Source organism: Aeromonas sp. sia0103, from assembly GCF_963895295.1.
Taxonomy (GTDB): Bacteria; Pseudomonadota; Gammaproteobacteria; order Enterobacterales; family Aeromonadaceae; genus Aeromonas; species Aeromonas encheleia.
Map to the genome: position 1 here is coordinate 151652 of NZ_CAWQKG010000044.1, position 22850 is coordinate 174501.

Annotated in this window: 24 protein-coding genes; 8 read left to right on the forward strand and 16 right to left on the reverse strand. The window is 65.6% G+C overall.

The features are described 5' to 3' along the window. Nucleotides 1-70 precede the first annotated feature (70 nt). Nucleotides 71-1495: a MocR-like pyridoxine biosynthesis transcription factor PdxR gene (pdxR, locus tag AACW18_RS14685; RefSeq protein ID WP_218389081.1), complete on the forward strand. Its 1425-nt coding sequence runs from the start codon at nucleotides 71-73 to the stop codon at nucleotides 1493-1495. A gap of 4 nt (nucleotides 1496-1499) precedes the next feature. Here pdxR and AACW18_RS14690 read toward each other — a convergent pair whose 3' ends face one another. Further along, nucleotides 1500-2378 carry a LysR family transcriptional regulator gene (locus AACW18_RS14690; RefSeq protein ID WP_218389082.1) on the reverse strand — a complete coding sequence of 293 codons (879 nt, stop codon included), beginning with the start codon at nucleotides 2376-2378 and terminating at the stop codon, nucleotides 1500-1502. 126 nt (nucleotides 2379-2504) lie between these two features. Here AACW18_RS14690 and AACW18_RS14695 point away from each other — a divergent pair, with 126 nt between their 5' ends. Then, nucleotides 2505-2906 (forward strand): CidA/LrgA family protein, encoded by a 402-nt coding sequence (locus AACW18_RS14695; RefSeq protein ID WP_218291593.1) that lies wholly within the window; start codon nucleotides 2505-2507, stop codon nucleotides 2904-2906. Next, on the forward strand, nucleotides 2899-3588 hold the full coding sequence (locus tag AACW18_RS14700) for an LrgB family protein (protein WP_218389083.1): 690 nt from the start codon (nucleotides 2899-2901) through the stop codon (nucleotides 3586-3588). Before AACW18_RS14695 ends, AACW18_RS14700 begins: the two co-directional genes overlap by 8 nt. Before the next feature lie 69 nt (nucleotides 3589-3657). Here AACW18_RS14700 and AACW18_RS14705 read toward each other — a convergent pair whose 3' ends face one another. Both AACW18_RS14705 and metB read right to left on the reverse strand, forming a co-directional pair. Continuing rightward, nucleotides 3658-6111, reverse strand: a complete 2454-nt coding sequence (locus tag AACW18_RS14705; protein ID WP_218389084.1) for a bifunctional aspartate kinase/homoserine dehydrogenase II — start codon at nucleotides 6109-6111, stop codon at nucleotides 3658-3660. Between the two features lie 50 nt (nucleotides 6112-6161). After that, the gene (gene metB / locus AACW18_RS14710; RefSeq protein WP_218389085.1) at nucleotides 6162-7325 is read right to left on the reverse strand and encodes a cystathionine gamma-synthase; all 1164 of its coding nucleotides are present in this window, start codon (nucleotides 7323-7325) and stop codon (nucleotides 6162-6164) included. A gap of 221 nt (nucleotides 7326-7546) precedes the next feature. On the opposite strand from metB, the gene metJ reads away from it, so the two are divergent. From metJ to AACW18_RS14725, 3 genes are all read left to right on the forward strand, one after another. Continuing rightward, nucleotides 7547-7870 (forward strand): met regulon transcriptional regulator MetJ, encoded by a 324-nt coding sequence (gene metJ, locus AACW18_RS14715; protein WP_033128908.1) that lies wholly within the window; start codon nucleotides 7547-7549, stop codon nucleotides 7868-7870. 36 nt (nucleotides 7871-7906) lie between these two features. Then, nucleotides 7907-8665, forward strand: coding sequence for an AraC family transcriptional regulator (locus tag AACW18_RS14720; protein ID WP_218389086.1), 759 nt, complete (start codon nucleotides 7907-7909; stop codon nucleotides 8663-8665). A 79-nt stretch (nucleotides 8666-8744) separates the two neighbouring features. Continuing rightward, nucleotides 8745-9083 carry a tRNA-binding protein gene (locus tag AACW18_RS14725; protein WP_218291589.1) on the forward strand — a complete coding sequence of 113 codons (339 nt, stop codon included), beginning with the start codon at nucleotides 8745-8747 and terminating at the stop codon, nucleotides 9081-9083. 78 nt (nucleotides 9084-9161) lie between these two features. Here the strand turns inward: AACW18_RS14725 and AACW18_RS14730 are convergent, their stop codons facing one another. From AACW18_RS14730 to nudE, 3 genes are all read right to left on the reverse strand, one after another. Continuing rightward, nucleotides 9162-10430 carry an aromatic amino acid transport family protein gene (locus AACW18_RS14730; RefSeq protein ID WP_218389087.1) on the reverse strand — a complete coding sequence of 423 codons (1269 nt, stop codon included), beginning with the start codon at nucleotides 10428-10430 and terminating at the stop codon, nucleotides 9162-9164. A gap of 412 nt (nucleotides 10431-10842) precedes the next feature. Beyond that, on the reverse strand, nucleotides 10843-11655 hold the full coding sequence (cysQ, locus tag AACW18_RS14735; protein WP_218329391.1) for a 3'(2'),5'-bisphosphate nucleotidase CysQ: 813 nt from the start codon (nucleotides 11653-11655) through the stop codon (nucleotides 10843-10845). A 35-nt stretch (nucleotides 11656-11690) separates the two neighbouring features. Continuing rightward, nucleotides 11691-12305, reverse strand: coding sequence for an ADP compounds hydrolase NudE (gene nudE, locus AACW18_RS14740; RefSeq protein WP_218291586.1), 615 nt, complete (start codon nucleotides 12303-12305; stop codon nucleotides 11691-11693). 153 nt (nucleotides 12306-12458) lie between these two features. Between nudE and yrfG the strand changes: the two genes are divergently transcribed. After that, nucleotides 12459-13127: a GMP/IMP nucleotidase gene (gene yrfG, locus AACW18_RS14745; protein WP_218389088.1), complete on the forward strand. Its 669-nt coding sequence runs from the start codon at nucleotides 12459-12461 to the stop codon at nucleotides 13125-13127. A gap of 69 nt (nucleotides 13128-13196) precedes the next feature. Here yrfG and tyrS read toward each other — a convergent pair whose 3' ends face one another. Continuing rightward, the gene (tyrS, locus tag AACW18_RS14750) at nucleotides 13197-14465 is read right to left on the reverse strand and encodes a tyrosine--tRNA ligase (protein ID WP_218389089.1); all 1269 of its coding nucleotides are present in this window, start codon (nucleotides 14463-14465) and stop codon (nucleotides 13197-13199) included. A gap of 143 nt (nucleotides 14466-14608) precedes the next feature. On the opposite strand from tyrS, the gene AACW18_RS14755 reads away from it, so the two are divergent. Next, nucleotides 14609-15460, forward strand: a complete 852-nt coding sequence (locus AACW18_RS14755; RefSeq protein ID WP_218389090.1) for a helix-turn-helix transcriptional regulator — start codon at nucleotides 14609-14611, stop codon at nucleotides 15458-15460. A 50-nt stretch (nucleotides 15461-15510) separates the two neighbouring features. On the opposite strand, the gene exeN is transcribed toward AACW18_RS14755, so the two are convergent. From exeN to exeF, 9 genes are all read right to left on the reverse strand, one after another. Further along, entirely contained in the window at nucleotides 15511-16269 is a 759-nt protein-coding gene (gene exeN, locus AACW18_RS14760) for a GspN family type II secretion system protein ExeN (RefSeq protein WP_218389091.1), read from the reverse strand. 201 nt (nucleotides 16270-16470) lie between these two features. Next, nucleotides 16471-16962 (reverse strand): GspM family type II secretion system protein ExeM, encoded by a 492-nt coding sequence (gene exeM, locus AACW18_RS14765; protein WP_042653123.1) that lies wholly within the window; start codon nucleotides 16960-16962, stop codon nucleotides 16471-16473. Next, nucleotides 16959-18143 carry a GspL family type II secretion system protein ExeL gene (gene exeL, locus AACW18_RS14770; RefSeq protein WP_126623407.1) on the reverse strand — a complete coding sequence of 395 codons (1185 nt, stop codon included), beginning with the start codon at nucleotides 18141-18143 and terminating at the stop codon, nucleotides 16959-16961. The genes exeM and exeL overlap by 4 nt, the downstream gene beginning before the upstream one ends. 156 nt (nucleotides 18144-18299) lie before the next feature. After that, entirely contained in the window at nucleotides 18300-19310 is a 1011-nt protein-coding gene (gene exeK / locus AACW18_RS14775; protein ID WP_218291580.1) for a type II secretion system minor pseudopilin GspK, read from the reverse strand. After that, nucleotides 19300-19953 carry a GspJ family T2SS minor pseudopilin variant ExeJ gene (gene exeJ / locus AACW18_RS14780; RefSeq protein WP_218389187.1) on the reverse strand — a complete coding sequence of 218 codons (654 nt, stop codon included), beginning with the start codon at nucleotides 19951-19953 and terminating at the stop codon, nucleotides 19300-19302. The genes exeK and exeJ overlap by 11 nt, the downstream gene beginning before the upstream one ends. A gap of 71 nt (nucleotides 19954-20024) precedes the next feature. Beyond that, a complete protein-coding gene (gene exeI / locus AACW18_RS14785) occupies nucleotides 20025-20384 on the reverse strand; it encodes a GspI family T2SS minor pseudopilin variant ExeI (protein ID WP_084228322.1) in 360 nt (119 codons plus the stop codon). Further along, nucleotides 20381-20944 carry a GspH family T2SS minor pseudopilin variant ExeH gene (exeH, locus tag AACW18_RS14790; protein WP_218389092.1) on the reverse strand — a complete coding sequence of 188 codons (564 nt, stop codon included), beginning with the start codon at nucleotides 20942-20944 and terminating at the stop codon, nucleotides 20381-20383. The genes exeI and exeH overlap by 4 nt, the downstream gene beginning before the upstream one ends. Before the next feature lie 44 nt (nucleotides 20945-20988). Beyond that, entirely contained in the window at nucleotides 20989-21420 is a 432-nt protein-coding gene (gene exeG, locus AACW18_RS14795) for a GspG family T2SS major pseudopilin variant ExeG (protein ID WP_042653128.1), read from the reverse strand. 99 nt (nucleotides 21421-21519) lie between these two features. Beyond that, on the reverse strand, nucleotides 21520-22740 hold the full coding sequence (exeF, locus tag AACW18_RS14800) for a GspF family T2SS innner membrane protein variant ExeF (protein WP_042653129.1): 1221 nt from the start codon (nucleotides 22738-22740) through the stop codon (nucleotides 21520-21522). Nucleotides 22741-22850 lie beyond the last annotated feature (110 nt).

Sequence of the window (22850 nt, forward strand, 5' to 3'; positions counted from 1 at the left end):
CACGCCGACCAATTTTGCCAATATAGGCAGACCAATTTTGCGGGCACAGTGCCCCAATCCGGAGAGCACCATGACCGCCCTGCCCACCCTGTTTGCCGACCAGCAACAGAACGATCTGCCACTGCACGAACAGCTGGTGCGTACCCTGCGGGAAGCCATCCTGGCCGGTCACCTGCCCCAGCACAGCCGGCTGCCCGCCAGCCGCATGCTGGCCCGGGATCTCGGCGTCTCCCGCAGCACTGTAGAGCTTGCCTACGGCCGGCTGGAGGCGGAGGGCTACCTGGTGCGCAAGGTGGGGGCCGGCAGCTTCGTCGCCCTGGCGGCGGTGCGCCCCGCCCCCAGGCCACCCCAGTCGGCGGCGGGGCTGTCGCGCCGTGGCCAGGAGATGGCGGCGGGCGGGGCCTGCCATAACGCGCCCCAGGTGGGTGACTCCTTCGCCTCCAGCCAGCCGGATCCGCGCCTCTTCCCCCAGGCGCTCTGGGGGCGGCTGATGCAGCAACAGTGGCGCCAGCGCGCCAGCGACTGGATGAACTACGGGGATCCACAGGGCTTGGCTCCACTTCGCGCCGCCATCAGCAGCTATCTGGTGCAGTCGCGGGGGGTGGTGTGCGAGCCGGATCAGATCCTGATCCTCACCAGCTCCCAGCAGGGCATCTTGCTGGCGACCCAGCTGCTCATCGATGCCGGCGACAGCGTCTGGGTGGAGGATCCCGGCTACCCGGGGGCGCGCACCGCGCTGGAGAGTGCCGGCGCCCGCGTCCATCCGGTGCCGGTGGACGAGGAGGGTCTCAACCCGGCGGGGGAACATCCGCGGCCAAGGCTCATCTACTGCACCCCGGCCCATCAGTATCCCCTCGGCGTGCCCATGAGCCTGCCGCGGCGGATGGCCTTGCTGGCCGAGGCCGAGCGGCACGGGGCCTGGATTTTGGAAGATGATTACGACGGGGAATATCAGTACGATCAGCGCCCGCTACCCGCCCTGCAGGGGCTGGATGGTCAGGGGCGGGTCCTCTATGTGGGTACCTTCAGCAAGGTGCTGTTTGGTTCCTTGCGCCTCGCCTACCTGGTGCTGCCGCGCCCCCTGATGGAGGCCTTCAGCCGGGCCCGCGCCGCCTTCGACGGTCACAGCAACCAGCTGCAGCAGGCGGTCACCGCAGACTTCATCCGCGCCGGCCACTTCGCCACCCACCTGCGCCAGAGTCGTCTGCTCTACCAGAGCCGGCGGGATCTGCTGCTGAGCGAACTGGCCGAGCACTGCCCCCTGCTCACCCCCATTCACAGCGGCGCCGGGCTGCAGTGCGCCGTGCTGCTGCCGCCGGGCGGCGAGGCCCGCTGGACCGACGCCGCCAACGCCCTGGGGCTGGGCCTGCGCCCCCTCGGCCAGTTCTACCTCGGCGAACCCGGGCTGGAAGGCTGGCTGCTCGGCTTTGGCTGCCTCGACAACCAGACCCTGCGCAGACTATGTCGCCAACTGGGCGCCCTGCTGCGCAGTTGAGTGTTCAGCCGTGGCTCTCGCGGCACAGGGCCAGCCAGGCCTCGGCGGTGCGGGAGAGGTAGCGCCGGCTCGGCCAAATCACCCCGAGTCGCCAGCTCAGCTCCGGCAGCAGGGGGCGCAACACCAGCCCGTCCGGGGTCAGCCGCTGGCAGATGGGCTCGGGCAGGAAGGCGACCCCCATGCCGCTGCGCACCATGGCGGTGAGAAAGTCCCACTGGCTGCTGCGCGCCGCCACCTGGGGCACGAAGCCCGCCTGCTGGCAGGCCTGCTCCAGCCGCTCGCTCAGGGTGAAGGCCTGGGTGTAGAGCAGGAAGGGTTCCTCCTGCAGATCCTCCAACCGGATCTCGCTGCACTCGCGCCAGCGCGGCAGATCCGGTAGCACCACCTGGATCGGGTAGCAATCCAGCTCCAGCGCGCTGAGGGCGCCCCCCTCCCTGGTCGGCAACATGGTGATGGCGAGATCCAGCTCCCCCTCCAGCACCGCCTGCTCGATGCGACGGCCGCCATATTCGACAATGGAGAGCTCCACCTTGGGGTAGCGACTGCGGTAGGTGCGGATCAGATCCGCGTAGACATGGCCCACCATGGGCGGGATGCCGAGCGCGAGGCGCCCGTGCTGCAGGCTCTGCAGATCGGCGAGCTCCGCCTCCAGCTGCTGCATCTGGGCCAGGATCAGCTGGCCACGGGCAAACAGCACCTGGCCGCTGTCGGTCAGGGTGAAGCTGTGCCCCTCCCGGTTGAGCAGGGGCTGGCCCAGCTCCTCCTCCATGTTGCGGATCATCTTGCTGATGGTGGGCTGGGTGACAAACAGCTTCTCGGAGGCGCGGGTGAAGCTCTGCTCCCGCACCAGTTCGACAAAGTAACGCAGGGCTCGGATATCCATGGGGACGCTCGTCGGAGGGGTTCGCTAAATAATGCCAATTTGGCATATTTTTCATAATTTAAATTCATTTTTTGCAGGTTTAGCCCGCCCTTATACTGTGACCAGGTTCACAAAAAGACGCCCATCATGAAAGCCTTCTGCCTTCGCTGGCTACAAACCCCCTTCCAAATCGCCCTGCTGGCCGCCATCTGGCTGCTGGCCGACACCGCGGTGCGCACCTTCCACCTGCCCCTGCCCGCCAACCTCACCGGCATGTTGCTGCTGCTGGTCTGCATCCTGCTGGGGGTGGTCAAGGCGCAGTGGTTCAGCGCAGGTGCCCGCTGGCTGCTGGCGGAGATGCTGCTGTTCTTCGTGCCCGCCGTGGTGGCCGTGGTCAACTATCAGGATCTGCTGCTGCAGGAGGGGTGGCGCATCATGCTGGTGCTGGTGATAAGCACTGTGCTGGTGCTCGGCACCACGGCCCTGGTGGTGGACAGGGTCTATCGGCTCGAGCTGAAGCTGGCCCGCCGGAGCCGCCGCCATGTCTGATACCCTGCTCGGCCTGCTCTGCTTCGCCCTCACCCTGCTGTTCTACTACGCCAGCAAGTGGCTCTATGGCCGCAAGCGCATACTGCCGCTGATGCCGCTGCTGCTGGCGCCGGCCCTGCTGGTGGCGGTGGTGATGCTGTTCCACATCCCCTATCAGGACTACATGGCCCAGTCGCACTGGCTGCTGTGGCTGCTGGGCCCGGCCACCGTCGCCTTCGCGGTGCCGGTCTACGAGAACCGCCAGCTGATGCGCCGCCACTGGCTCTCCCTGTCGGTAGGGGTGCTCGCCTCCGTGCTCATGGCGGTGGGCAGCACAGTGCTGCTGGCGCGCTGGCTGCACCTCTCCGAGCTGCTGCAGCGCAGCATGGCCATGAGATCCATCACCACCCCCTTCGCGGTGGAGGCGACCCGCTCGGTCGGCGGCAACGCCGATCTCACCGCCCTGTTTGTGGTGCTGACCGGGGTGATCGGCATGGCGGTCGGCGAGAGCGTGCTGACGGTGCTCGCCATCCGCAGCCGCCTCGGCAAGGGGGCCGGCTTCGGTGCCTCGGCCCACGGTGCGGGCACCGCCAGGGCCTATCAGATGGGCAACGAGGAGGGGGTGGTCTCCAGCATGGTGATGATGATCGCCGGCATGGCGACGGTGCTGCTGGCCCCCCTGCTGGGCAAGGTGTTCTGGTAATACATTGCGACCACCCAACGAGAAGAGGCGCCCTTGGGCGCCTCTTCTTTTGTTTTATCGACTAGCCCCTCAGAGGCTGGCGCAGATCTGCCAGAGATCGTACTGGATGGCCGCCGCCGTCACCTCGCGCCCCGCCCCCGGCCCCTGGATGACCAGCGGGTTGGTGCGATAGCTGTCGCTCTCGATGGCGAACACGTTGTCGCAGGGCAAGAGGTTTGCGAACGGATGGTGCGGCTCCAGGGTCTCCAGCCCGACCCGCGCCTTGCCGTCGTGCTCGAAGCGGGCGACGTAGCGCAGCACCTTGCCGACCCGGCGGGCCCCCTCGAACGCGCTCTGGATGGGATCATCCAGCTCCTTGAGCCTGTCCATGAACTGATCCGTGCTGGCCTTGCGCAGGGCTCCCGGCACCAGGTTCTCCAGCTCGATGTCGGCGGAGTCGAGCTCGAAGCCCGCCTCCCGCGCCAGGATCAGCAGCTTGCGGCGCACGTCCTGGCCGGAGAGATCCTCGCGGGGATCCGGCTCGGTCAGGCCGTGCTGCCAGGCCTCGTCCACCAGCTCGGAGAAGGGGCGGCTGCCATCGTACTGCTGGAACAGCCAGGAGAGGGTGCCGGAGAAGATGCCGGAGACCCCCTGGATGCGATCGCCGCTCTGGCGCAGCATCTGGATGCTGGACTGGATGGGCAGCCCGGCGCCCACGGTGGCGTTGTAGCGCCACTGCACCTGGTGATCGCGGCAAGTCTGCTTGATGCGCTGGTAGAACTCGCTCTCGGCGGCGCCGGCAAACTTGTTGGCGGCGATGATGTGACAACCGAGCTGGGCGAAGTCAGGGTAATAGCGGCTCACCGTCTCGCTGGCGGTGAGATCGAGCGCGATCAGGCTGTCGAAGCCATGTTGCTCCAGCTGGCCCAGCAGCTCTGGCCAGATCAGCGGCCTGGGATTGAAGTTATCCCGCACCTTGAGCGGATCCAGCCCCTCCTCGTCCAGCACGCCCCCTTGCGAGTTGAACACCCCGTACAGGGTCAGGGTCAGGTTGAGCTCGTGCTCGAGCCGCGCCTTCTCGCGGCCATAGAGGCTCAGCCAGTGGCCGCCGATGTTGCCCTTGCCAAACAGCACCAGGCCGACCCGGGTCGGGCGGCTGAACAGGGCGCCGTGCAGGGCGATAAGCAGCGGCTCCAGCACCACCTGGCGCAGCACCGCCACCAGGCTCAGGCCATCTCTGGCCACCTGCACGAACTCCAGCGGCTGATCCGCCAGCAGCTGATAGAAGCGGTGACACTGCTCGGCGTTGTCGGTCACTCCGGCACCGACCAGGGCCACCAGGCTGTAGCCCTCCTTCTGGATGAGGCCGGTGAAATTGCCCTGCAGCTGGAAGTCGCGCAGGATCTCGAACGCCCCTTCTGCTACTTCGAGCGTGTAGGCGAGGCGCAGCACCCGCCGATCCGGCTGGCGCTGCAGGGTGAGCGGGTGGAGGCGGTGGCGGGCCAGATGCGCTTCGATGGTGGCCACCGTCTGCTCATAGCTGGTCTGGGGCAGCACCTTGAGTTCGATCAGCGCTATCTGATCCACCGAGGAGACGATGCGCGCCCCGCCGGAGCGCGGCGCCCGGCGCAGTATGTGGGTACAGCCCTCGTCCGGGTTGTAGCTGCAGCGCAGGGTGAGGCGCTGACGGCTGTCGGCCACCGGCTGCAGGGTGCGCGAGTGCAGCACCGGGGAGCCGAGGCGAGCCAGCTCGTTGGCCTCGGCCAGGCTGAGTCGCTCCAGCAGGCGCGCCTCCTTCACCCGGCGCGGATCCGCGCTGTAGACCCCGGCCACGTCGCTCCAGATGGTGGTGGATTCCCCGTCCGCCAGCGCCGCCAGCAGGCTGGCGCTGTAGTCGGAGCCGTTGCGGCCGAGCAGCAGGGAGCGCCCCTCCAGATCCGCGGCGATGAAGCCGGTCACCACGATGCGGCCGGCATGGTCGGCCAGGCGCGCCTTGAGCAGCTCGCTGGAGATGGCGGTATCCACCTTGACCAGGGCGCCGTCCTCGGCACGCAGGAAGCTGCGGGCATCGAGCCAGATGGCGGGCTCGCCGCGGCTGCTGAGCAGGGCGGCCAGCAGGCGCGCCGACCACACCTCGCCGAAGGCGAGCAGGCCGTTGCGGGCGAAGCGATCGAACTGTCCCTCCAGGGTCTTGCCGATGAACTGCATGTCATCGGCCAGCTGCCGGCTCAGGTCGAGCTGCCACTCCCCCTCCAGCAGGCCGTCGATCAGGCTCTGCTGATAGGATTGCAGCGCCGAGATGGCCTCACCGGCGGCCTCGTCCCCCGCCTCGGCCAGCTCCACCAGCTGGATCAGGCGGTTGGTGGTCTTGCCCGCGGCGGAGACCACGACCAGCTCCTGACCGCCGACCTGCTGCTCGACTATGGTGGCGACCCGGCGATAGCAGACCGGATCCGCCAGGCTGCTGCCCCCAAACTTGTGCACATGACGCCGCTTCAACCCTGTCTGTACCGCCACCGCGCTCTCTCCTTGCTGCTGTTCCATTACTTCACCGCCTGTTCCGTTTTATTCTGTCTTTGCTGTCTGCGGCCGGGTCATTGCCCGGCCAACTGCGCCTTGGCAAACGCCTGGGCCAGATCGGCCACCAGATCGTCGCCGTGTTCTATGCCCACCGAGAGGCGCAGCAGCTGGGCGCTGATGCCCGCCGCCTGCTGGGCCGCCGGGGTCATGGCCCTGTGGGTCATGCTGGCCGGATGGGCCACCAGGCTCTCCACCCCGCCGAGGGACTCGGCCACCGAGAACAGGGTCAGTGCCTCGAGGAAGGCGCGCAGCCCCGCCTCGTCGCAGTCGAGCTCAAAACTTAGCATGGCGCCGAAGCCGGACTGTTGACGGCGCGCAATCTCGTGACCCGGATGGCCCGGCAGGCTGGGGTGGTAGATCTGTTTGACCAGCGGCTGCTGCTGCAGGAAGGCAAGGATGCGATCCGTGTTCTCCTGATGGGCGCGCAGCCTGGGGGCCAGGGTGCGCAACCCGCGCAGGGTGAGGTAGGAATCGAAGGCCCCGCTGGTCAGGCCGAGGCAGTTGGCCCACCACACCAGGGAGTCGGCGAGCGCGGGCTCCTTGGCGATGGCGACGCCCCCCACCACGTCTGAGTGGCCGTTGATGTACTTGGTGGTGGAGTGCACCACCACGTCCGCCCCCAGCGCCAGCGGTTGCTGCAACAGCGGGGAGAGGAAGGTGTTGTCCACCACCACCTGGGCGCCCACCTCGTGGGCGGCGGCGGCGATGGCGGCCACATCCACCACCCGCAGCAGCGGGTTGGAGGGGGTCTCGACCCACACCAGCGCTGGCTTCTGCGCCAGCGCCGCGGCCAGGGCGGCGGCATCCCCCTGATCGACGAACTGCACCCGGTAGTGGCCCTTGGCCGCCAGATATTCGAACAGGCGCCAGGTGCCGCCGTAGCAGTCGTGGGGGGCCAGCAGCAGATCACCCGCCTTGAGCAGGGCCGTGGTCACCAGGTGCACGGCGCCCATGCCGGTGCCGGTCACCACGGCGCCCGCCCCCCCTTCCAGCGCCGCCAGCGCGTCCGCCAGGTTGGTGCGGGTCGGGTTGCCGGAGCGGGCATAATCGTATTGACGGGGCTCACCGAAGTCGGCAAAGGTGTAGTTGCTGGAGAGGTAAATGGGTGGCACCACGGCGCCGTGCTGTGTGTCTGTCTCAATCCCGGTGCGTACCGCCAGGGTGGCCTTGTGGGTCATCTCACTCTCCTTGATCTGTCTCTGGACGATGGCCGCCTTGACTCTGCCACACCCGTTCCCGCCAGGGCCGGCCCTATCGCCAGCCCATGGTGAACCACCTTACGCCAGCACAAAAAAGCCGTCAACACTTCCAGACGTCTAAATGGCTTTGCCGTTGGATTGCCATTGAATACCTTAAGGGTTAAAATCCGCGCTCACGGCCAAATGAGAACAGGTGAATCATGGGTACAGAGTGGAACGGCGACTACGTCAGCCCCTATGCGGAACACGGTAAGAAGAGTGAACAGGTCAAGAAGATTACCGTCTCGATCCCGCTCAAGGTGCTGAAGGTGTTGACCGATGAGCGCACCCGTCGCCAGGTGAACAACCTGCGTCATGCGACCAACAGCGAGCTGCTCTGTGAGGCCTTCCTGCACGCGTTTACCGGCCAGCCGCTGCCCGGTGACGACGACTTGCGCAAGGACCATCCGGACAGCGTCCCTGCCGAGGCGCGCGCCATCATGGAAGCGCTGGGCAAAGAGATCGAAGATTTCGACGTCGAATAATCCTCTCAGCCTATGCCAAAGAGCGATCTTTCTTCGATGACGCGGCCCCGGGCCGCGTCATTGCCATCTGCCCCACCCCCCTTCAGCCTGCGCCGCTACCAGAGCGACATCAGCAGCCACAGTCACGACTTCGCCCAGCTGGTGATCCCCCTCGACGGCCCCATCGAAATAGAGGTGCAGGGCCAGGGGCGCAGGCTGACGCCCGGCTTCGCCTGCGTGATAGCCCCCGGCGAGCGGCACGACTTCGCGGCCGATCCGGCGCTCTCCTTCCTGGTGCAGGAGAGCCCCTGGCTGCCGGAGGCGCTCGCGGGCCAGCCCTTCATCACGCTGGACGAGCCCCAGCGCCACTACCTCGCCTTCCTGCACCGGATGGTGGCCGAGGGTCGGCAGGTGGCCGGCATGGAGCAGGTCTGGCTCGGGCTGCTGGCCGAGTCACGGGGCATGGGCCCGGCCATGGCGACCCGCATAGCCCCCCGCATCGCGAGGGTGCAGCGCCATATCGAGGCCCACCTCGCCGAGCCGCTCGACAACGAGCGACTCGCCGGCGTTGCCTGCCTCGGCCAGAGCCAGTTCAAGCACGCCTTTCGCCAGCAGCTCGGCATAAGCGTCTCCCATTACATCCGGGGGCGGCGCATGGCGCTGGCGCGCACCCTGTTGAGCCAGAGCGCCCTGCCCATAGGCGACGTCGCCTGCCGGGTCGGTTACCAGAACCAGGGGGCCTTCGCCGAGCGCTTCCTGGCCGAGACCGGGCTGACCCCCTCGGCCTGGCGCCAGCAAAACGGCCGGTTGCCGTAACGCGCCGGCTCTGCGCCGAAGACAAGCCGTGGCGAGATCGGGCATGCTGGCGGACATGGACAACACGCGAGGAGAGCAGATGCAGACCATAAGCTGGCAAGAGTTCGAGATGGTGGAGCTGAGGGTGGGCACCCTGGTGCGGGTCGAGCCCTTCCCCGAGGCGCGCAAGCCCGCCTACAAGGTGTGGGCCGATTTTGGGCCAGAGCTCGGTGTGCGCAAGAGCAGCGCCCAGATCACGGATCTCTACCAAGCGGAAGAGCTGGTGGGGCGCCAGATAGTCGCGGTGGTGAACTTCCCGCCCAAGCAGATAGGTCCCATCCAATCGGAGTTTCTGCTGACCGGCTTCTACCGGGCCGACGGCGCCGTGGTGATGGCCATCCCGGAGCAGGCGGTGGAGAACGGCGCCAAGCTGGGCTGAGCGCTCAATCAGAACGAAAAGAGGCGACCCAGGGGTCGCCTCTTTTCGTTAATGGGCCTACGCGAAACGCGGTACCCCTTACTTCAACAGGCTGAAGATCAGCGCCGACACCGCCAGCGACCCGGTCAGCAGGATGAAGCCGTTCACCCAGCCCTGACGGAAGCGGGCCAGCGCCTCCACCCTGTAGATGGCCACCACCGGCATGATGAACAGGATCATGGCGATGACGGGGCCGGAGAGGGTCTCCATCAGGCCGAGGATGCCGGGGTTGAGCACCGCCGCCCCCCAGATGGCGAAGAACATCAGCGCTATGCCGAGCCTGTCCGCCTTCGCGAGCGACAGGCCGGTGGGCTTGGCGATCAGGCTCTTGAGGCTCTCCCGCGCTCCCAGGAAGTGGCCGAGGAAGGAGGAGCTGATGGCGATGAAGGCGATGAGCGGTCCCAAGGTGATGATCACCGGGTTGTCGGTGATGTTGGCGAGATAGGAGAGCACCGAGACGTTCTGGGCCTTGGCCTCGGCCAGCTGCAGCGGGGAGAGGCTCAGCACGCAGGAGAAGACGAAGAACAGCACGAAGCCCACCAGCATGACGGTGGTGTTGCGCAGGATCAGGCCGCTCTTGGCCTCCGCCTGCTCGCCATATTCACGGCGCTGCACGTTGGCGAAGCCGGAGATGGCGGCGGCGTGGCTGAAGGCGAAGACGGTCACCGGCAGCGCCAGCCAGACGGTGTTGAGGAAGCCGACGCCGTCGAAGGCGGTCACCTCCGGCCAGTGCCACTGGGGGATCAGGTAGCAGGAGAGCGCCGCCAGGATGGCCGCCAGCGGATAGACCATGAAGGCGAAGGCCCGCAGCATCGCCTTCTCGCCGGCCATCATCACTGCGATCATGGCAAACACCAGCAGGCCGGACAGCATCACCCGGTTCGGGGTCGCCATGCCGAGCTGGTTGACCATGAAGCTCTCCACCGTGTTGGTCAGCCCTACCCCGTAGATGAGCAAGATGGGGAAGATGGAGAGGAAGTAGAGCGCCGAGATGAGGCGGCCGGCCATCTTGCCGAAGTGCTCCTCCGCCACCTCGGTGAAGTCGGCCTGGGGACGGGAGGAGGACAACACGAAGCGGGCCAGCCCGCGGTGTGCCAGGAAGGTCATGGGACCGGCCAGCACGGCTACTATGAGCAGGGGCCAGATCCCGCCGAGACCCAGGTTGATGGGCAGGAACAGGATGCCCGCGCCGACGGCGGTGCCAAACAGGCTGATCACCCAGTGGGTGTCATGACGGCGCCAGCTGCTGGTGGCGATGGCTGGCTGGGAACCAGACAGCTCCTTGGTAACCTCTGCAGATAAACTCATCGATAATTCACTTATGGTCAGTATTTTAATCTGCACATATTGTGGTTTATCCGAATTTAATTCTCAAAAAGCGGCGCTGAAACATATCACTACCATTACGGGCTCGGGCCAGTGAGATTGGGAACAGGATCTGGAACACGGAATCCTGTAAAACTACAAATTGGCAATTTTGCGATATATAAAACCAAAATAAGATCCATATCCATTTTTTTCTTTTGACCAAACTTGAGTTTGCAGGATTACCTGAAAAATATGCCAATTCTCATGGCGCCCTTGTGATGATCCACTGTTATCTTCGCGATTTGATAGCGGATATCCCTGCTCATCGCGGATATAACCAGCGGATCACACCAAACAATCAGGCGACCCCGAGGTCGCCTGATTGCTGATCAGCGGTGATTTTTCAGCCGGCTCAGTGCGCCAGTATCTTGCCCCAGTCGAGATCCGGATCCCCCATCACGATGAAGTCAGGGTTCTCCAGCGACTCCGTTTCGTTGTAGCTCAGCGGCTGCAGGGTCAGGCTGAGGATGCGGCCACCGGCCGCCTCGACAATGCACTGGGCGGCGGCGGTGTCCCACTCGCCGGTGGGGCCGAGCCGCACATAGCAGTCGGCAGCCCCCTCCGCCACCAGGCAGGACTTGAGGGAGCTGGAGCCGAGCGGGATCAGCTCGTAGTTGATGGCGGGGTTGAGACGGCGGGTCAGCCTCTCCAGCTTCTGGCGTCGGCTGATGGCCACCACCAGCGCATCCGGCAGGTCGTGTTCATGGTGCATGGCGCTGATGGGATAGATCTCGCCCCCCACCTCCTTGAAGGCGCCGTGGCCGCGCACCGCCCAGTAGAGCACGTCGGATTCCGGGGCATAGATGACGCCGAGCACAGGCACGTTGTCCCGCACCAGGGCGATCAGGGTGGCGAAGTCGCCGCTGCCGGCGATGAACTCGCCGGTGCCGTCGAGGGGATCTACCAGCCAGTACTGCCGCCAGTTGGATCGCTGGCTGAAGGGCACATCGGCCGCCTCTTCGGTCAGCACGGGAACATGGGGAGTGAGCGCCGACAGCGCCCCCTTGAGGTAGGCATCGGCAGCAAGATCGGCACTGGTGACCGGGGTCGCATCCTCCTTCAGCTGACGCTCGAACTGACCGCCGTGATAGATTTCGTGAAGGATCCGACCCGCTTCACGGGCGATCTCCTTGACCCCAGGCACCCAGGCCAACAACTCCTGCATCTTGCTACCCTCTGTTTTTATTACCCTTTATACCCTTATGGGCGCTTCTTCTCCTGCTCCGCCAGCCACTTCTGGGCCAGCAGCAGGGCACTGATGCTGCGCGACTCGGTGAAGTCGGGGCGCGCCAGCAATTCGTCGATGCGGTTGAGCGGCCAGGGGATCACCTCGAGCGGCTCCGGCTCGTCGCCGATGCGCTGCTCGGGGAAGAGATCCCGGGCCAACAGGATATCCATCCGGCTGGAGAAGTAGCCGGGGGCCAGCGACACCTGCTTGAGGGGGATCAGGCTGTGGGCGCCGAAGCCCGCCTCCTCCATCAGCTCCCGGTTGCCCGCCTCTAAGGCGTTCTCACCCGGATCGATCAGCCCCTTGGGGAAGCCGAGCTCGTAAGAGTGAGTGCCCGCCGCGTATTCGCGCACCAGCAGCAGGGTGTGCGCGTCGAACAGCGGCACCACCATGACGGCGCCTCTGTTGCCACCGCGCATCCGCTCGTAGACCCGCTCCTCGCCGTTGGAGAATTTCAGATGCAGGGACTCCACCTTGAACAGGCGGCTCTCGGCCACGATCTCGGCGCTGAGGATGACGGGTTTGCGCTTGTCCTGATCCATCATCTCGGCCTCGAGTCGCTCGGGTTTGCTCTTGTTATGATCCATCGTCGGGCGCTGATTGCCGGTTAAAAAATAGTGCTTCAAGAGTAAACGACTCCCACCCCGAACACCACGGGGCAAGGCGGGGAAAGATGCCGGAAAAATACGTTATAGTGACGCTCCTTTTTCAGCGCCCTGCGTGACACCAAGAGAGCTTCCATGCCGACCCCACTGCCCTGGCACCAGATAGATACCGTTCTGCTCGATATGGATGGCACCCTGATCGATCTCCATTTTGACAGCCACCTCTGGCAGCAGCTGGTGCCACAGCGTTACGCCGAGCGTCTCGGGTTGCCGCTGGCCGAGGCCAAGGCACAAATGGATGCCCACGCTCAGGCGGTCAGCGGCACCCTCGACTGGTACTGCGTGGATTACTGGAGCCGGACTCTGGGGCTGGACATCCGTGCCCTCAAGCAGGAGATCCTGGAGAAGATCCAGTGGCGGCCCAATGCCATTCCCTTCCTGGCCGCCCTGCGCGCGGCGGGCAAGCAGCTGGTGCTGTTCACCAACGCCCACCCCGCCAGCCTCTCGGTCAAGGAGGCGCGGCTCGGACTGGGCGCGCACCTGGATCTGATGGTCAGCACCCACGAGCTGGGCTGGTCGAAGGAGAGTCAGCAATGCTGGCAGGCGCTGGCCGAGCGGCTGGCGTTCGATCCGGCTCGCACCCTGTTCGTCGATGACAGCGAGCGGATCCTGCGGGCCGCCGCCGACTATGGCATCGGCCATAGACTCGCCATCCAGAACCCGGACAGCCGCCAACCCGAGCAGCTGATCACCGCCTTCCCGGCGATCCGTGACTACGCCGAGCTGCTGCCGCTGGCAGTCTGAATCTGCCGGCGATCACGTAGCAACAAGGGCTGCCCAGGCGGCCCTTGTCATGCTCGCGCCGCTGCCGTCTCAGTCCAGCCACTCCACCAGCTGATACTGCTTCTTGCCACGGCGCAGCAGCAGGTAGCGGCCAAACAGCCGATCGCCCTGAGTCAGCCGCTCATCCTGTCTGAGCGACCCGTTGAGGCTGATGGCCCCCGCCGCCAGCAGCTCGCGGGCGATGCGGCGGGAGCCGGCCAGGCCGCATGTCACCAGCAGGCTGATCAGATCCTGCGCCCCCTCCACCCGACAACTCGGCATGCCATCCTGCGCCAGCTGGGCAAGATCACTCTCCCCCAGGCGGGCCACCTCGCCACAAAACAGCAGCTCGCCGATGCGCCGCGCCGCCGCCAGCGCCCCCTTGCCGTGTACCAGCTCGGTCAGCTCGTCCGCCAGCACCTGCTGCGCCCGCTTGCGCCCCTCCCGCCTGGCGTCTTCCGCCTCCAGCGCCTCGATGGTCGCGAGCGGCATCAGGCTGTAGTAGCGCAGGAAGCGATAGACGTCCTCATCCGCTGTGCCGAGCCAGAACTGATGGAAGGCGTAGGGCGAGGTAAGCGCCGGATCCAGCCAGATAGCGCCCCCCTCGGTCTTGCCGAACTTGGTGCCATCCGCCTTGGTGATGAGCGGCAGCGTCATGCCATAGACCTGGGCCCGGTGCAGGCGGCGGCTGAGATCCATGCCGCCGGTGATGTTGCCCCACTGATCGTTGCCGCCGATCTGCAGGGTGCAGCCGAGCCGCTCGTGCAGCACGGCGAAGTCCTGGGACTGCAGCAGGGCGTAGGCGAACTCGGTGAAGGAGATGCCCTGCTCCGGGCGGGCCAGCCGCTGGCGCACCGATTCCCGCGCCAGCATGGCGTTGACCGAGAAGTGCTTGCCGATGTCGCGCAGGAAATCGAGGGCCGACATCTGCCCCGTCCAGTCGGCGTTGTTGACCAGTCTGGGCATCGCCAACCCGTCGCCGGCGGGCAACAGCGCCTCTATCTGGGCCGACAGGCTGGCGACCCAGCCCTGCACCGTCTCGCCGCTGTTGAGGCTGCGCTCGCTCGCCTTGAAGCTGGGATCGCCGATGAGGCCGGTGGCGCCGCCCACCAGCGCCACCGGAATGTGACCGGCGAGCTGGAAGCGGCGCAGCATCAACAGCGGCACCAGATGACCGATGTGCAGGCTGCCGGCGGTGGGATCGAAGCCGCAATAGAGGGTGCGCGGCACGGCCAGATGATCGCGCAGGGCGACGGGGTCGGAATTCTGGGCGACAAGCCCGCGCTGGCTCAGCTCGTCCAGCAGATGGGGGTTGAACATGGGGTCTCCAACGGCAGGGGAAAAGCGGCCATCCTCGCCGTTCGACGTGAGCGCGACCATGTCCCCCAGGGGACAGTTTTGTCACCACCGTGCTAGCATGCCAGCCGAATGGGGTCGCGTGGCCCCCTGCCCCGGAGCCCACTATGACCTGCGCCGCCCTCACCACAGATCTGACCGCCGTCGTCGATGCCCTGCACGGCAGCGCCTTCCCTGCCACGCTGGTGCGCCTCATTCAGCGCCAGGTGGCGTTCGACTGCGCCCTGCTGCTCGGGGTTGGGTCTCGCCCCCTCTATCTCTATGACAACCTGAGCCATCAGCGGGAGCTGCTGTTCGACCGCTATCTCACCGGCCACTTCGGCCAGGATCCCTTTATGCAGGCGCTGGCGCGCGGGTTAAGTGCCGGGGTCTGGACCCTGGCGGAGCTGTCCAACGGTCAGCTGGATCCGGACTATCGCCGGCGCTTCTATCAGGCCACCGGCTGGCAGGAGGAGGTGGGGCTGATCCTGCCGATACGCGAAGGGCTGACGCTGATGCTGTTCCTGGGCCGACTCGGCAAGCGCCGCGCCCTGCGCCCGAGCGAACGGGCCCGACTGGAGGAGCTGTTTCCGCTGATCCACTCCCTCTGCCGCCAGCATTGGCAGCAGCCCCAGCCCCTGCTGACGGAGAGTGCCGCAAAGAGTATTGCGACAAGTGCCGCCGACGGGGATGGAACTGGACCGGACGGCGCCACCCTCAAGGCGGCAATTACCCGGGCGATGGCCAGCGTCGGCGGGGATCTGCTGACCCGCCGGGAGCGGCAGGTCGCCGGCCTGCTGCTGCAGGGGCTGGACACCGAGGCCATCGCCGCCGCGCTCGGCATTGGCAGCGGCACCGTGAAGAATCATCGCAAGCACCTCTACGCCAAACTGCGGCTCGGCTCCCGGGCCGAGCTGTTCGGCTTCTTTCTGAACCACCTGATCACCACGCCGGGACAGGGTCAGATGCCGGCCCCATAACGACATCACCCCGCCGGGGCGGGGTGATGATAGTCAACAGTGACGCTGGCTCAGATCCGGCCCTGATAACGCAGCGGGAAGCGCCCCTGGCCGTCGGGCTGGCCGAGGAAGGGCAGCCCCTGCTTCATCTGATCCGGCAGCTCTGGGCCCGGCTTGAGCGTGCCCTGGAACAGGTACTGGCGATTGGCCTGCAGCTCCAGCTTGCCCAGCACCTGTACCGCCTCCGAGCCCTGCTTGATCTCGGCCACCAGCCGGGAGTCGAGACAGGTCAGCTTGACCTCGGGATCCCCCAGCTGCAGCTTGCCGGCCGGAGTGTCCGCCTCGGCGCCGTACCAGTGCAGGTTGCCGTAGAGCTCCTCACACCAGGGATTGCCCTGGGCAAACTGATCGACCCTGAGCTGCAGCTGGCCCACCGCCGTCAGGGGGAAGGGTGACCGCATGGGCACCCGCTCCAGCACCCAGGGCGCGGGGGCGTTGAGGGTGATGTCACGGCCGAATGCCGCACCGTTCCAGCCGATCACCCCCTGCCCGTTGAGGCCAGAGCGATCGCCGAAGCGCAGAGAGAGCTCGGGGGCGAGGCGCAGCAGCGACCAGCCATTGAGATCCCAGCGCAGCTGGGTGAGCGACTCGCTGGCGTATTGCAGGCGGGCCACCTGACCACTCCAGAGGGTGCCGCTCACCCCTTCCAGCCGCACCTGATTGGCCGGCAGGGGCAGATAACGGACCACCAGGGTGGCGGGCAGTTGCGCCAGCAGGAACCCGAGATAGGTCAGCAGGAACAGGCTGGCAATCAGAACTCTTTGCTTCATTGGGAACGACTCGATGGCAAGGGGTTGACCTTGACCCGCCCCGGCACCAGACCGGGACGAGCCATCAGAAACAGGCCGACAATCAGAACAGCCAGTATCATAGAGGGCGACTCAGTTGCAGGCATCTGACCTTGACCAGGCCCGGTGCCAGATTACCGAGAGAGGCCATCAGAAACAGGCCGGCAATCAGAACAGTCAGCGTCATAGAGGGCGACTCAGCTGCAGGCGTCTGACCTTGACCAGGCCCGGCGCCAGATTTTCACGGGCCACCTCGATGATCTGCACCTGCACCCCGTGCTGATCGGAGAGGGTCGCCAGCCAGAGCAGCAAGTCATCGAAGGGAACCGTATCGATCCACACCTGCAGCTCCTGCCCCTGGGGTTGCAGCCGGGCTATCTTGATCTTCTGGTTGAAGGCGGTGCGGTTCACCACCCCGTCCAGGGTGCCGCTGGTGTCGATCTGGCGGCCGCTGCCGGCCTGCATCGCCAGCACATCCTGCCCCTTCTCCTTCAACCAGGCCAGGGTTTGCTGCTGGTTGATCACCTGCCGCTCACGCTCGGCGATGCGGTTGGCCACCGGCTGCCAGATGAGCCAGTAGCAGAGCCCGATCAGGAAGATACCGCCCCCCACGGCCACCAGCCGCTGCTCGCGGGTGCTGATGCCACGCCACCAGCCTTGCAGTTTGTCCATCATGATGATTTACCCTTGAGTACCAGTGCCCCTTCGACCTTGCCCTCGGTGCTGCGCACCTCCCCTTGCTGCACCTCGAAACGCTTGCCCGCCAGCTCGCGGAAGCGCTCGATCTCGGTGAAACCGGGGGCGGTGACCTGCAACCTCAGCTCGCCACGCGCCGCGTCGAAGCGCAGCACCTCGGGCTTGAGGCCGGGCACCTCGGCGAACACCGGGGCCAGCTCGGTCAGCAGCAGCAAGACCCCATCCTGCGGGGCCTGCCCCATCAGCTTGAGGTGCTGGGCCATCTGGCTGCGGACGTTGACGATGCGGGTCTCCCCCGGGAAGATCCGGGTATAGACCTGCCGGATCTCGGCCTTGAGCGCCTTGTCCTGCTCCGCCAGCTGATAGAGATGCACCCCGCGCTGGGTCAGCGCCACCAGCAGCAGCAGCCCCGCCACCACGGCCACCTTGCGCCACTGCAGCCAGTAACGGGAGTATTCGGTCTGGGGTCGATAGGGCCCCTGCAACAGGTTGGCCTGGCAGCCGAGCGCTCCCTTGGCCAGCAGCAGCATGGGCAGCTCGGGATCCGCAGCCAGCCAGTTGGCGGCCGGGATGGCGGGCGCCGGGGTATGGGTGTGGATGGTGACGGGCTCGGCCTGGGCCGCCAGCAGCATGGCCAGCAGCGACTCCTCAGCCACTATGCCCTGGCAGGGGCCCTGGCGCAGCAGCCACTCCTCCCCCAGTTGCAAGGCCGACCACCCATCGCTGGCGAGCGGCAGTGCCAGCACATCCGGCAGCAGTTGCAGGCTGGTGAGCCCCGCCTGCTGCAGCCAGTCGAGCCAGCCCTGCATCTTCACCTTGTCCACCGCCATCAGGTCCACGTCGTGGCCCTGATGAGCCAGCACCACCAGGTGCAACGCCTCCACATCTGAGGCGATCTGCTCCTCCAGCAGGTATGGCAGGGCCGCCGCGGCCTGACGGTTGTATTTACCCGGCAGGCTGACCCGCCGGAAGATGAGATCGCTGCCCGGCACCAGGGTCACCACGGGGCGGCCACCGGCCCGCTCGCGCAGCTCCCCCAGTCCATGGGCGGATGCCAGGGTGCCGGAGGCGATGATCTCCTGCTCCTGAGTCGACCAGACCAACCAGTGCACCGGCTGCTGCGCATTGGTCCCCAGACGGATGACCAGACTCTCGCTCACAAATAGTTCTCCTGCCATGCCCGCCGGCATCCTTGTCGATGGGCGGGGTCGCAGCCTAGGGCTGCAGTCCAGATTAGGGACGGGCAGACGGCGGCCTGTGGCCACCGTCTGCCCTGTTATGTCGCATCGTCATTGCCGCCAGGGCACGGCGGCCTGTTATTCGGCGCCGTTGTTCAGACGGCGCAGCATCACCAGCTTGTTGTCCTTGCCGCGCTGGAATACCGTCTCCAGCCGGGCCCGTGCATCACCCACCTCGGCCAGCAGGCTGGCCTCGAAGTAATTGCTCTTGATGACCAGTGCGGCGTCGAGTCCAGGGATGGTGCTCGATAGCACCTGGAGTTGATCCGTCAGCTCCTTCTTCTCCTTCCAGCCCTTCTGGGGACGGCCGCTCAGCGCCTGCCTGGCCTCGTCGATCCCGATCCTGCCCTGATAGAGGCCGACCAGCAGGGCCGCCCGCGCCGGCTTGATGGTGTTGATGTTCACCTCCAGCTTGTCATTGGGCAGGGCGCAGACATAGGGCGCCAGCCTCGCATAGAGCGCGCCGCTCACCCCGCGCACGGCCCGCAATTCATCCGTGCTCAGCAGCCACTGGTTGGCCGTCAGATAAGGGGGGTTGAGCCCCTCGTAATAGGCATCCTCGGCCCCCTGGCTGGACACCAGCTGGGTGTCCTTGTCGGTCCAGTCACGGATGGCATCGGTGAGCTGCACCGCCTCGTATTCGTCGACCTCCAGCTCCGCCAGCAGCGCCCGGAATACCTTGGCCGGGTAAGGCTGCTTCTCCAGATCGTCGCCGTCTTCCCCGTCTTTCTTCGGCACGCTCAGGCTGTTGAGATTGAAGCAGGATTGCAGATCCCGCACCCGACCGGACAGGGTACCGTCATCCACCGGGAAGACACCATCCTCTCGGGCCCAGTTCTGACCCAGGTTCACCACCTCGGGGTCGTCCTTGAAGTCCTGGCTGAGCACCTTGATCACCAGCGCCTCGGCCGACATGGCATACCACCAGGCCTGCTTGCCGGTGGTGAGGTTGCTGGTGCGGCGCAGCTCGAGCTGCAGCCGGCCGCTCATGTTGCTGGCGATGATCACCATCACCGACAGGATGAGCAGCACCACCAGCAGCGCCATGCCCCCCTGCCGACCGGGGCGGGATCGACGGTTAGCGCCCATTTTCCGCCCTCTGGCCACCGGCCCCGATCAGGAACTGACGGCGAATGGTGCCGTAATCTTCCAGCTCCAGCTCTACCGCCAGCCCATAGGGCAGCAGATCGCGCTGGGTCCACTCCTCCTTCCAGACCCCACGGTCGTAGAAATAGATCCGCAGCGCCGTCACCCGCGTCAGCACCGGCTGGATGCGCGGCTCTGTGCCGATGGAAGGATCCGGGTAGAGGTAGCTCAGCCGCTCCAGGGTCTGATCCTTGAGCCGCCAGCCCACCCGCTGCAGCCCGGAGCGCGGCAGTATGCCGTCTGGGTTGAGCCAGCCGCCGCGAATGAAGGCCATGCCCCAGTCGTCGCTCTGCTGGCCGAAACGGGACGCCGCCAGCAGCACCTTGTTGTTCTCCCCCTCGCTGCGACCGCTGCGGGGCACCATCTGGCTGACATCCCGCTCCAGCAGGCCGAACGCCAGCTGCAGCTCGGCCAGCCGGGTCTCCTTCTTCTTGGCTACCTCGTCGCTGGTGAGTACCCCCTGCAGCACCTGATAAGCCCCCATGCTCAGGCTGGCGAAGATGGCGATGGCCACCAGCATCTCCAACAGGGTGAAGCCAGTCTCGCGTGTCGACCTCAGCGGATGACGATGGCGGTGCCGCCTCATGGCGGCCGAAGCAAAGTCTGTCATCGGCTGACGATATGGGTGCCGCATCGTGGCGGCCGAAGTGAAGTCTGTCATCGGCTGATATAGGTCCGCATCATGGCCACCGGGCTCTCGGCCTTGGCCTCGGTGCGCACCTCCACGTCCAGCGCCTTGAAATTGTTGTCGGCGGTGGCGACACCACGATAGCGCCAGTACCAGGTCTGCCCGGCCATCTCTTCTTCCCCTGCCACCCAGCTGTCGCCGGGCCACTTGCTCTCGAGTTTCTGCTGCACCAGCTGGTTTTCCACCACCCAGGTCGCCAGCGTCTTCTCTTCCAGATAGTTGAGGCCGGAGAGATGCTCGCTGGCGGTCTTCATCACCGCCAGCCCGGCGATGGCGAACACCGCGAGCGCCACCATCACCTCCAGCAAGGTCATGCCACGGGCCTTCACTCTTCTTCCTCGACTGCATCTTCCAGCAAGGAGAGGTGACCAAATTCGTCCCCCTTGACGGTGCGCAGATACTTTTCATCGTCATTTTGCTGGCTCAGGCTAAGCACGAAGGGGGTGAGCTCGCCACCGGGGAAGATCAGCACCTGGGGGGTGCGCTCCTCTTCATCTCGTCCCTGCTCGGTCTTCTCGTCCGAGTCGGTCTTCCAGCTGAAGCCCTCCAGCGCTATGGTCAGCGTCATCTCCTCCGGCAGTTCTACCTTGCCGAGGATCTTGTCGTCGGTCAGCGCGCGCCACTTGCGATCCTTGGCCGCACGCGTCATGAACTGCCAGCTCCGCTCTTCGACCCTCAGCCCCACCAGGCGGCCATCCATCACCGAATACTCCTGCGCCTGCTGCAGGGTCGCCATGAAACGGCGCGCCTGCTTGTCCAGCTCGCGATCCCCCTTGGCTCCCCCCATGCTGAGGGTGACGGCGGTGGCCACCAGCCCCATCAGCATGGCGACCAGCAAGACTTCCAGCAGGGTAAAGCCCGCCTGACGACGGGTCGACGCCAACCTCACGACAGCCTCGCCAGCAAGATCTGGAGAACGGCGCAGTCAGCCACTTATTGGAAATCCTTCAGGTTCCAGTTGCCGATGTCATCATCGGTACCGGCCTCGCCATCCAGCCCGGTGCTGAAGATGTCGAGCTTGCCAAACTGGCCCGGGCTCAGCAGCTGGTACTGGTTGCCCCAGGGATCCTGCGGCAGGCGCTTGATGTAGCCCCCTTCCCGGTAGCTGCGCGGCTCAGGGGCGGCGGTCGGCTTGTTGACCAGCGCATCCAGGCCCTGCTCCGTGGTCGGGTAGCGGTTGTTGTCCAGCTTGTACATGTCGAGGGCATTCTCCAGCGCGACTATGTCGGAAACCGCCTTCTGCTGATCCGCCTTCTCCTTGTTGCCCATCAGATTGGGCACCACCAGACTGGCCAGGATCCCCAGGATCACGATGACCACCATGACTTCCAGCAGGGTAAAACCGGCTTGACGACGCTTGTGCATTGCTATGACTCCCTAACGAATGAGATGACGTGTGTCATCGGAAAATGATCATGTGATCGTGTTCGGTCCCCCTGGTGGTGACGGCCTTCGCCCTCCCCATCACAGGTTGACCATGTTGTTGAGCTCGAGGATCGGCTGCAGGATCGACATCACGATAAACAGCACCACCCCAGCCATGGAGACCACCAGCATGGGTTCGAACACCCCGAGGGCGATGTTCACCTGGGTTTCGAACTCCCTGTCCTGGTTGTCTGCCGCCCGCTCCAGCATGCTGTCGAGCTCGCCGCTCTGCTCGCCTGAGGCGATCATGTGCAGCATCATGGGCGGGAAAATCTTGGTTTCATTCAGTGCCTTGCGCAGGCTGGTCCCCTCGCGCACCCGCTCGGTCGCCTCGCCGATCCGGTTGCGGGCGAAGTCGTTGGAGAGCACCTCGCCGGCGATCTTCATCCCCTCCAGCAGCGGCACCGCGCTGGCGTTGAGGATGCTTAAGGTGCGGGCGAAGCGGGCGGTGTTGAGGCCGCGGCTGACCCGGCCTATCACCGGCAGGCGCAGCAACACCCCGTGCCAGTGGCGGCGCCGGGTCTCGTCGCTGAGCCACCAGCGCCAGACAAAGCCACCGATAAACAGCAGCAGCAGGAACCAGAGTCCGTAGTGCTGCATCAGCTCGCTGGTACCGATGAGGAAACGGGTGGTCGCCGGCAGCTGCTGGCCCATGTGCTCGAACTGGGCCACCACCTTGGGCACCACGGCGGTGAGCAGTATGGAGATGACCCCCACCGCCACCAGGGTGAGCACTATGGGGTAGATCATCGCCTGCAACAGCTTGGTGCGCATATGCTGGCGCTGCTCGGTGTAATCGGCGAGCCGGTTCAGCACCTTCTCCAGGTGCCCGGACTTCTCCCCGGCCGCTACCATGGAGCGAAACAGCTGATCGAACACATGGGGAAAGGCGCCAAGGGAGTCGGCAAGGGAGTAGCCCTCCACCACCTTGCTGCGCACCGTCGCCACCAGGCTGCGCAGATGAGCCTTCTCGCACTGCTCGGCCACCGCCCGCAGCGCCTCCTCTATGGTGAGGCCGGCTCCCACCAGGGTCGCCAGCTGACGGGTGATCAACGCCAGCTCGGAGGTGGACGCCCCGCGCCGGAACAGCACGAAGCGATTCGCCTCCCGCTTCGCCTTCTCGGTGGTCTCGTTCACCTCGAGCGGGGTCAGCCCCTGCTCGCGCAGCAGCTGGCGTATCTGGCGGGCGGAGTCACCTTCCATCACCCCGGATTTCTGTCTGCCCCGGCCGTCGAGGGCCTTGTATTCAAATGCTGCCAATCCTGTTGCTCTCCTGCGCTGGCGCCGTGATGCTATTCAAATGCCGATGTGCCGGTCAATCTTGCCGGGTCACGCGCAGCACCTCTTCCTGGATTTGGCTCTGCCCCTTG

Excerpts from the sequence above, each read along its gene's own strand:
- pdxR (WP_218389081.1), top strand. The coding sequence starts at position 71 with ATGACCGCCCTGCCCACCCTGTTTGCCGACCAGCAACAGAACGATCTG.
- exeG (WP_042653128.1), bottom strand. The coding sequence starts at position 21,420 with ATGCACAAGCGTCGTCAAGCCGGTTTTACCCTGCTGGAAGTCATGGTG.
- AACW18_RS14725 (WP_218291589.1), top strand. The coding sequence starts at position 8,745 with ATGCAGACCATAAGCTGGCAAGAGTTCGAGATGGTGGAGCTGAGGGTG.
- AACW18_RS14720 (WP_218389086.1), top strand. The coding sequence starts at position 7,907 with ATGACGCGGCCCCGGGCCGCGTCATTGCCATCTGCCCCACCCCCCTTC.
- exeM (WP_042653123.1), bottom strand. The coding sequence starts at position 16,962 with ATGATGGACAAACTGCAAGGCTGGTGGCGTGGCATCAGCACCCGCGAG.
- nudE (WP_218291586.1), bottom strand. The coding sequence starts at position 12,305 with ATGGATCATAACAAGAGCAAACCCGAGCGACTCGAGGCCGAGATGATG.
- AACW18_RS14700 (WP_218389083.1), top strand. The coding sequence starts at position 2,899 with ATGTCTGATACCCTGCTCGGCCTGCTCTGCTTCGCCCTCACCCTGCTG.
- AACW18_RS14695 (WP_218291593.1), top strand. The coding sequence starts at position 2,505 with ATGAAAGCCTTCTGCCTTCGCTGGCTACAAACCCCCTTCCAAATCGCC.
- exeN (WP_218389091.1), bottom strand. The coding sequence starts at position 16,269 with ATGAAGCAAAGAGTTCTGATTGCCAGCCTGTTCCTGCTGACCTATCTC.
- AACW18_RS14705 (WP_218389084.1), bottom strand. The coding sequence starts at position 6,111 with ATGGAACAGCAGCAAGGAGAGAGCGCGGTGGCGGTACAGACAGGGTTG.
- AACW18_RS14755 (WP_218389090.1), top strand. The coding sequence starts at position 14,609 with ATGACCTGCGCCGCCCTCACCACAGATCTGACCGCCGTCGTCGATGCC.
- metB (WP_218389085.1), bottom strand. The coding sequence starts at position 7,325 with ATGACCCACAAGGCCACCCTGGCGGTACGCACCGGGATTGAGACAGAC.
- yrfG (WP_218389088.1), top strand. The coding sequence starts at position 12,459 with ATGCCGACCCCACTGCCCTGGCACCAGATAGATACCGTTCTGCTCGAT.
- AACW18_RS14690 (WP_218389082.1), bottom strand. The coding sequence starts at position 2,378 with ATGGATATCCGAGCCCTGCGTTACTTTGTCGAACTGGTGCGGGAGCAG.
- exeK (WP_218291580.1), bottom strand. The coding sequence starts at position 19,310 with ATGGGCGCTAACCGTCGATCCCGCCCCGGTCGGCAGGGGGGCATGGCG.
- AACW18_RS14730 (WP_218389087.1), bottom strand. The coding sequence starts at position 10,430 with ATGAGTTTATCTGCAGAGGTTACCAAGGAGCTGTCTGGTTCCCAGCCA.
- tyrS (WP_218389089.1), bottom strand. The coding sequence starts at position 14,465 with ATGTTCAACCCCCATCTGCTGGACGAGCTGAGCCAGCGCGGGCTTGTC.
- exeJ (WP_218389187.1), bottom strand. The coding sequence starts at position 19,953 with ATGAGGCGGCACCGCCATCGTCATCCGCTGAGGTCGACACGCGAGACT.
- metJ (WP_033128908.1), top strand. The coding sequence starts at position 7,547 with ATGGGTACAGAGTGGAACGGCGACTACGTCAGCCCCTATGCGGAACAC.
- cysQ (WP_218329391.1), bottom strand. The coding sequence starts at position 11,655 with ATGCAGGAGTTGTTGGCCTGGGTGCCTGGGGTCAAGGAGATCGCCCGT.